General features: G+C 63.0%; 5 protein-coding genes and 1 pseudogene. 5 read left to right on the plus strand and 1 reads right to left on the minus strand.

From position 1 onward, the window contains the following. The 5 genes from ACM62Q_RS12680 to ACM62Q_RS12700 form a co-directional block, all read left to right on the plus strand. Positions 1-1,122 (plus strand): acyl-CoA dehydrogenase domain-containing protein (locus ACM62Q_RS12680; protein WP_415037144.1); only part of this gene is annotated, 1,122 nt, incomplete at its 5' end. Between the two features lie 15 nt (positions 1,123-1,137). Next, on the plus strand, positions 1,138-2,421 hold the full coding sequence (locus tag ACM62Q_RS12685) for an acetyl-CoA C-acetyltransferase (RefSeq protein ID WP_415037146.1): 1,284 nt from the start codon (positions 1,138-1,140) through the stop codon (positions 2,419-2,421). Position 2,422: 1 nt separating this feature from the next. Next, positions 2,423-3,376, plus strand: coding sequence for a DegV family protein (locus tag ACM62Q_RS12690; RefSeq protein WP_415037148.1), 954 nt, complete (start codon positions 2,423-2,425; stop codon positions 3,374-3,376). Positions 3,377-3,378: 2 nt separating this feature from the next. After that, a complete protein-coding gene (locus ACM62Q_RS12695) occupies positions 3,379-5,304 on the plus strand; it encodes a 3-hydroxyacyl-CoA dehydrogenase NAD-binding domain-containing protein (RefSeq protein WP_415037150.1) in 1,926 nt (641 codons plus the stop codon). 213 nt (positions 5,305-5,517) lie between these two features. After that, positions 5,518-6,813 carry an OmpP1/FadL family transporter gene (locus tag ACM62Q_RS12700; protein ID WP_415037152.1) on the plus strand — a complete coding sequence of 432 codons (1,296 nt, stop codon included), beginning with the start codon at positions 5,518-5,520 and terminating at the stop codon, positions 6,811-6,813. Between the two features lie 82 nt (positions 6,814-6,895). Here the strand turns inward: ACM62Q_RS12700 and ispH are convergent. After that, positions 6,896-7,249, minus strand: a pseudogene (ispH, locus tag ACM62Q_RS12705) (4-hydroxy-3-methylbut-2-enyl diphosphate reductase); the annotation flags it as partial.

Raw genomic sequence — 7,249 nt, forward strand, 5'->3', positions numbered from 1 at the left:
GCCATCGCCAAATACCACGTCACCGAGCGGGCGCGCCAGGTGGTCAATGACGGCATGGACGTGATCGGCGGCAAGGGCATCTGCCTGGGCCCATCGAACTTCCTCGGCCGCGCCTACCAGCAGGTGCCGGTGGCGATTACGGTGGAAGGGGCCAACATCCTCACCCGCTCGCTGATCATCTTCGGGCAAGGGGCCATCCGCTGCCACCCCTACCTCTTGCCGGAAATGCGGGCGGCGCAAAACCCGGATGCGGCGCAAGGTTTGGTCGATTTCGACCGCGCCCTGTTCGGCCACATCGGCTTCACCCTCAAGAACGCCTGGCGGGCTTTGCGCCAAGGCATCAGCGGTTCGCATTTCGTCAGCGTCAACACCGACGTGGCACCGGAAATGCGCCGCTACTATCAACAACTGACGCGCTTTTCCGCCGCTTTTGCCTTTCTTTCCGATGTCTCCCTGCTCGTACTCGGCGGCAGTGTGAAGCGCCGCGAAAAACTCTCGGCTCGCCTGGGCGACATTCTGGCGCAGATGTACCTCATTTCCTGCACGCTCAAGCGCTACGAAGCGGAAGGGCGCAAGCAGGAAGACGCACCGCTCGCCCACTGGGCCATCTGGGACGCCATGTACAAGGCGCAGCAGGCCTTTGATGGGGTGCTGGCGAATTTCCCGGTGCGCTTCATCGCCGCACTCGTCCAGCGCGTGATTTTCCCCTGGGGTCACCCCTACGTCGTGCCTTCGGATGCGGTCGGGCACCAGGTGGCAAAATCCTTGATCGCGCCATCCGCCACGCGCGACCGGCTGACCGCCGAATGCTTCCTGCCGCTGGAAGAAAAAGAGCCGGTCGGAGCGATTGAACTGGCGCTCGCCGCCACCCTGGCGGCCGAACCGATCGAAGCAAAAATTCGCGCCGCGCAAAAAGACGGACGTTTTGCCGACAACCCACGCGCCAATGTGCGCGACATCGCCAAAATCGCTGCCGAACTCGGCGTCATCACCACCGCCGAATATGAACTCATGCAGCGGCGCAACCACCTGCGCGACATCGTCGTGCGCGTCGATGATTTCCCCTTCGATTTCGACGTCGCCACGGCCAACAAACCTCTTGCCGACCGCATGGCGGCGTAAAAAATTGAGACAGTGATGAAAAAAACCATTTACGTCGTGGACGGCGCGCGCACGCCGTTTCTCAAGGCGCAGAAAGGCCCCGGCCCGTTCGCCGCCTCCGATCTGGCAACCCAGGCCGGACGCGCCCTGCTGCTGCGCCAGCCGTTCGCGCCTTCTGATCTGGATGAGGTCATTCTCGGCTGCGCCGCGCCCTCGCCGGACGAAACCAACATTGGCCGCATGGTGGCGCTACGTCTGGGCTGTGGCAAGAAGGTGCCGGGCTGGACGGTGATGCGTAACTGCGCTTCCGGCATGCAGGCGATCGATTCAGCCATTGCCAACATCCAGTGCGGGCGCGCCGAGCTGATCTTGGCGGGCGGCGTCGATGCGCTGTCGCGCGCGCCGCTGCTCTACTCGGACGCGATGGTGCGCTGGTTCGCCGGCATGATGAGCCTGCGCACGGCCGGACAGAAAATCGGCCATTTCTTGAAACTGCGCCCCGCCGCGCTGCTGACCCCCGTCATCGGGCTGATGAAGGGCCTGACCGACCCGGTGGTCGGGCTGCTGATGGGGCAGACGGCGGAAAACCTGGCCTGGAAATTCGGCATCGACCGCCGGCAGATGGACGAATTCGCCGTGCGCAGCCACCAGCGCGCAGTCGCCGCCCGCGCTGCGGGGCATTTCGGCGAAATCGTGCCGCTCATCGATGGCAAGGGCAAGGTCTATGGCGAAGACGACGGCGTACGCGCCGATGCCGATCTAGCCGGCATGGCCAAGCCGAAACCTTTTTTCGACAAGAAATACGGCAACATCACCGCCGCCAACAGCTCGCAGATCACCGACGGTGCCGCCTGGGTGCTGCTCGCCTCCGAAGACGCCGTGCAAAAGTGGGGCTTGCAGCCGCTCGGCAAGATCGTCGATAGCCAGTGGTCCGGTCTGGAACCGGAACAAATGGGCCTGGGGCCGGTGCATGCCAGCACGCAACTTTTGCAGCGCCAAGGGCTGGGGCTTGCCGACATCGATTACTGGGAACTCAACGAAGCCTTCGCCGCGCAGGTGCTTGCCTGCCAGGCCGCCTGGCGCGATGACGGCTACTGCCGCGAACAGCTCGAACTACCGGGGGCCCTCGGTGATATTCCCGCCGATCGCCTCAACGTCGATGGCGGTGCCGTCGCCCTTGGCCACCCGGTCGGTGCTTCCGGTGCCCGCATCGTCCTGCACCTGCTGCACGTCTTGCGCCGCAAGCAGGCGCAGCGGGGTGTGGCGACCATCTGCATCGGCGGTGGCCTGGGCGGTGCCATGTTGCTCGAGGCCTGCTGAGATGCGTATCGGAATCGTCGTCGATTCAGCCTGCGACCTGCCGCGCGAGTTTCTCGACCGGCACGGCGTACTCATTTTGCCCATCAGCCTGCGTATCGGCAGTGCGCTGATCGAGGACCGCCGCCACCCGGAAGAAACACAAAGCTTTTACGCCTTGCATCTGGACCGTAAAAACGAGCATTTCGCAGAATCCATCCCCTATTGCGCCACGCAGATCGAAACACTTTTCCTCGAGCGCCTGGTGCTCGAATACGACTATGTATTCTGCCTCACCATCACCAGTACGCGTAGCCCGATCTACGCCAATGCCATGCAAGCGGCGCGAGCCATTCTCAGTAAATACAAACCGATTCGCCGCGCCGCCGGGCTCGAAGAACGTTTCGGCCTCAGCGTTCTGTCCACGCGCAATTTATTTACCGGCCAAGCCGTGCCAGTCGCCGAAGCCATCCGCCTGATCCGCCTGGGCGGCATGCCCAGCGAAATCGGCGCACGCCTGCAGGCCTTGATCGATGCCACACACACCTATCTCATCCCGGCCGATCTCTTTCACATCTACAAACGCGCCTCCAAAAAAGGCGACACCAGCTTGGGCTGGGGGGCTTACACCCTGGGCAGCTGGCTGGGCATGAAACCCATTTTGCACTGTCACCGCGACCTCACCACCACCGTCGGCAAGGTGCGCGGTTTTTCAGCCGGTGTCGAACAATTATTCGACATCGCCGTCCGGCGCATCCGTGCCGGTGTGGACGCCCCGAGCCTGTGCATCAGCTACGGCGGCGCGCCTGACACCGTGCACGACATGCCCGGTTATGCGCAACTGGCCCAAAGTGCCGAAGACCACTGCGTCGCCCTGCACATTTCGCCCATGAGCAAAACTGCCGCCGTCAACGTCGGCCCCGGCGCTTTATCGCTCGCCTTCGCCGCCAGCGACCACGCCACACAGCAAGGACACTGAACATGACTTTTCAGCACTGGAACCTCAACATCGATGCACAAAGCATCGCTACCGCCAGCCTGAACCGTGCGGGAGAATCGACCAACGCCCTGTCGCGCGCGGTGATGGAGGAGCTCGGGCAACTGCTCGACCAGCTCGAACGCGAACCGCCCGCCGGCCTGATCATCCGTTCCGGCAAGGCGGCAGGCTTCGTCGCCGGGGCCGACATCGACGAATTTTCCCAGCTCGACACGCCGGAAAAAGGCCGGCAACTGGTGGCGCGCGGCTGGGATCTGTTCAACCGTCTGGCCGCCGTGCGCTACCCGACACTGGCGCTGGTGCGCGGTCACTGCCTGGGCGGCGGCCTGGAACTGGCGTTGGCCTGCCGCTACATCCTGGCGGTGGATGAGCCCGGGACCAAAATGGCCTTGCCAGAAGTCATGCTCGGCATTTTCCCCGGCTGGGGCGGCATGTCGCGCCTGCCGCAGCGCATCGGCGCACCGGCGGCACTCGACATGATGCTTACCGGCAAGGGGCTGGACGCCGTGCGCGCCAAAAAGATGGGCTTGGCCGACGATTGCGTGCCACCGCGCGTCATGGAAATGGCGGCGCGCCAGCTGCTGCTCTCCAACACGCCGCGCCGGCCGCTGCCCTTCATGCAAAAAATGCTGTCTGGCCCGCTCAAAGCGGTGGTCGCCAAGGGCGCGCGCAAGCATGTGGCGAAAAAGGCGCGCCCGGAACACTATCCGGCCCCTTACGCCATCATCGACCTGTGGCAGAAACACGACGGCAACGCGCTGGCCGCGCCCGGCGTGGTCGAACGCATCATCCAGTCGCCGACGGCGAAGAATCTGCTGCGCGTGTTCCGCTTGCAGGAAAGGTTAAAGAGCTTCGGCAAGAGCAACGACGCCGGCGGCGATTTCGTGGCGCGCCACGTGCATGTGATCGGCGCGGGCGTCATGGGCGGCGACATCGCCGCCTGGTGCGCGCTGCGCGGCCTCAGCGTCAGCTTGCAGGATCAGGACGTGACGCGCATTGCGCCTGCCATTGCCCGCGCCCAGAGGCTCTTTGAGAAAAAATTGCGCCAGCCGCTCGCCGTGCGCGCGGCCTGCGACCGTCTGATTCCCGACCCGGAAGGCGCGGGCGTGGCCCACGCCGACGTGGTGATCGAAGCCATTTTCGAAAACGTCGAGGCCAAACACGCCTTGTTCAAGGCGCTGGAACCGAAGATGAAGCCGCAGGCCATTCTCGCCAGCAACACCTCCAGCCTGCGCCTGGAAGACCTGCGCCCGGTGCTGGTGCGGCCCGAGCGACTGGTCGGCATCCACTTCTTCAACCCGGTGGCGATGATGCCGCTGGTCGAAGTGGTCGAAGCCGCGGGGGCCGACCCGGCTGCCGTGCGCGCCGCCTGTGCCTTCGTGCGGCAGATCGACAAGCTGCCGTTGCCGGTGAAAAGCGCCCCCGGCTTCCTCGTCAATGCCGTGCTCGCGCCCTATATGCTCGCCGCCATGCAGGCGGTGGATCGCGGCATCGCGCCGGAGAGCATCGACGCCGCCCTGCTCGCCTTCGGCATGCCGATGGGGCCGATCGAACTGATCGACACAGTCGGCCTGGACATCGCCATGGCCGCCGGCCAGCAGCTCGCGGGTGGCGCACAAGCGCCGCGCTGCCTGCAAGAGCGGGTGACCAGGCAGCAGCTCGGCAAGAAAGCCGGCCAGGGTTTTTACACCTGGAACCAGGGCAAGCCGCAGCGCGGCCCGGCCCCCGCCGCCCCGGCCGGGCTGGCGGAAGAGCTGGTTGCGCCGCTCATCGAGCGCACGCAACGCCTGGTCGCCGAAGGCATCGTCGCCGACGCCGAACTGGCCGATGCCGGCGTGATCTTCGGCACGGGCTTCGCGCCTTTTACCGGCGGCCCGCTACACCGGGAGGCTCGACTTGCCCAAGGATGAATTTTTTGCCCGACCAGGCTGGGGACATGCAAGTAAATGAATGGGTGCACAAGCTACCCGCATGTTTTTCCAGCCTCTTTTTGGATATTTGTTGCATTCTTGCCACACAGTAAAAAATAATTCAGATAAGACAATGTTTCAAACGCCCGTTTGCGGTTTAATCGTTTCACCCAAGGGAATTTATTCCCGTATTCATAACTAGGAGACCTACCCATGACTCACCGCCTCACCCTTCGCCTTCTCCCCGGCCTCATCGGCCTGGCCTTCGCCGGCTCCGCCTCGGCTTCGGGCTTTCAGTTGCAGAACCAGAATGCCGCCGGCACCAGCGTAGCCTATGCCGGTGCCGCAGCCGTCGCCGAAGACGCCAGCACCATTTACTTCAACCCGGCCGGGATGACCTATCTGCCGATGGGACACAGCATTTCTCTTGGCGCAACGGCAATCCAGCGTTCAGTGCGCTTTTCCAATACCGGAACGTCACCGATGCCTGTGCTCACCGCAGCAGGTGCGCCAACCGGCTTGTTCCACCCGGTCGGCAGCAATGGCGGCAATGGCGGCGGCACTTCGGTCGTTCCTGCCTTCTATTACAGCTATGCGATTACCCCGGCTTTGCGTGCTGGCGTGGGCGTTTCGGTGACTTACGGCAGCGAAACTGAATACAAAGACAATTTTGCCGGTCGCTTTTCCGGAAAATACACGTCCATCCACCAGATCAATCTCAACCCCTCTATCGCTTACAAGGTCAACGACCTGCTGTCCGTCGGTTTCGGTGTGAACTTTGCCAAGAGCGAGATCGAGTTCCGCCAGCACACCCCGATTTCGCTGGCTGGCCCGGAAGCCAAGCTGAAAGGCGACGATACGGCCTGGGGCTGGAACGTCGGCGTCATGTTGCAGCCCACCGAGCAAACCCGGGTCGGCCTTACCTACCGCTCCAAAATCAAATTCGATCTGGAAGGCAACCTGCAAATACCGGCCTTCGGACGCAATAACGACATCGAAGCGTCGCTGGAAACTCCAGATAATTTCTCGCTGGCTGTCAGCCACAAACTGAACGATCGCTGGGAACTTCTTGCCGATGCCACATGGACAGGCTGGAGTTCCGTCGGTGCGCTGATCCCTGTGTTCGCCGATACGAAAGGCCGCGCCACCGCACCGCTACGCTACAACTTCGAGGACACCTGGCGTTTTGGCCTGGGCGTCAAGCATCAGTTAAATGATGCGTGGAATCTGCGGGCCGGGGTAGCTTATGACGAATCGCCAGTGCCTGATTCGAAGCACCGGACGATGACCGTGCCTGACTCGGATCGCACCTGGCTGGCCTTCGGCGCACGCTGGAAAGTTAACCAGAATGCCTCGCTCGATTTCGGCTATGCCCGCATCTTCTTCAAGGATGCTGATACAGCCCGCACGGTCACGAATACGACCGAAGCAGTTACTTTGCAGACCGTTCGCGGGAAATTCAAGACGCACGCCAATCTGTACTCCGTGCAGCTCAATTACAACTTCTGATCCCTGCGTACCCTTCTTCTCTGCCTTCACCCCGGCCTGGTGCCGGGGTTTTTTTTGCCTGCGACTCAGGCAGGCAAGGCCTTCAGGCCGCCAACTCCTTGGGCAGCGGGAAATACACTGCTTCCTCCACGCCCTGCAACTGGCTGACCGGCGCGCCGGAGAGTTGGTGTAGGCGGTTCACCACCTGCTGCACCAGCACATCCGGCGCGGACGCGCCGGCGGTGACGCCGATACGGGTTTTTCCAGCCAACCAGCCAGCCTCGATCTCATCGACCGCGTCCACCAGATAGGCGGCAATCTCGCGTCCGGCGGCGACTTCTTTCAGGCGGCGGGAGTTGGAACTGTTCTGGCTGCCGACGACGATCACCAGATCGCAGGCATCGGCCAGCGCCTTGACGGCATCCTGGCGGTTTTGCGTGGCGTAGCAGATGTCATC

Origin of the sequence: Azonexus sp. (assembly GCF_047638095.1) — a bacterium.
Taxonomy (GTDB): Bacteria; Pseudomonadota; Gammaproteobacteria; order Burkholderiales; family Rhodocyclaceae; genus Azonexus.

Bases quoted from the DNA above. Each gene is read 5' to 3' on its own strand.
- ACM62Q_RS12685 (WP_415037146.1), top strand. From the start codon at position 1,138: ATGAAAAAAACCATTTACGTCGTGGACGGCGCGCGCACGCCGTTTCTC.
- ACM62Q_RS12690 (WP_415037148.1), top strand. From the start codon at position 2,423: ATGCGTATCGGAATCGTCGTCGATTCAGCCTGCGACCTGCCGCGCGAG.
- ACM62Q_RS12695 (WP_415037150.1), top strand. From the start codon at position 3,379: ATGACTTTTCAGCACTGGAACCTCAACATCGATGCACAAAGCATCGCT.
- ACM62Q_RS12700 (WP_415037152.1), top strand. From the start codon at position 5,518: ATGACTCACCGCCTCACCCTTCGCCTTCTCCCCGGCCTCATCGGCCTG.